This window comes from Burkholderia sp. Bp9004 (genome assembly GCF_003858025.1).
Taxonomy (GTDB): Bacteria; Pseudomonadota; Gammaproteobacteria; order Burkholderiales; family Burkholderiaceae; genus Burkholderia; species Burkholderia diffusa.
Genome location: NZ_QTQD01000096.1, coordinates 1 through 428, shown reverse-complemented (window position 1 = coordinate 428; position 428 = coordinate 1). Strand labels below are relative to the sequence as shown.

Below are 428 nucleotides of genomic sequence, written 5' to 3'. Positions count from 1 at the left end.
TGGACGACGTTCTTCGCCTCATCGCGGAACAGCCATTCCTCACGCTGATCGGGGTGGATGATGCGGTACGTGTAGCCCAGGTGGTCGTAGTAGTGCCAGGTCTCCTGGCCATGGGCATCGGTGACGTAGGTGAGGCGGATGTTCTCGTCCCATTCCAGGCGGGTGTCGAAGCTGCCGTCGTCGGCCCACTCGCGCACCGCTTTGGCATCCGCGCCCTCTCCCTGCCATTGCAGGTTCATGCCGCGGCCGGTGCGGTCCGTGTAGAGGGTGATCAGGTGGTGCTGGTACTGGTAGGTCCATGCGGCAGCATTCTCGTCTTGTGCCAGCGTGAGGTCGCCCGCTTCGTCATAACGGTACAGGCTCAGGCGGCGCAGGGGTTCGTGCTCGCCCATCAGCCACAGGCCGGTGATGCGGCCAGCCTCGTCCAC

Annotated in this window: 1 protein-coding gene; it reads right to left on the bottom strand. The window is 64.5% G+C overall.

What is annotated here, in order from left to right:
- A partial coding sequence (locus tag DIE08_RS35310; RefSeq protein WP_148096106.1) for a hypothetical protein occupies positions 1–428 on the bottom strand: 428 nt, incomplete at both ends.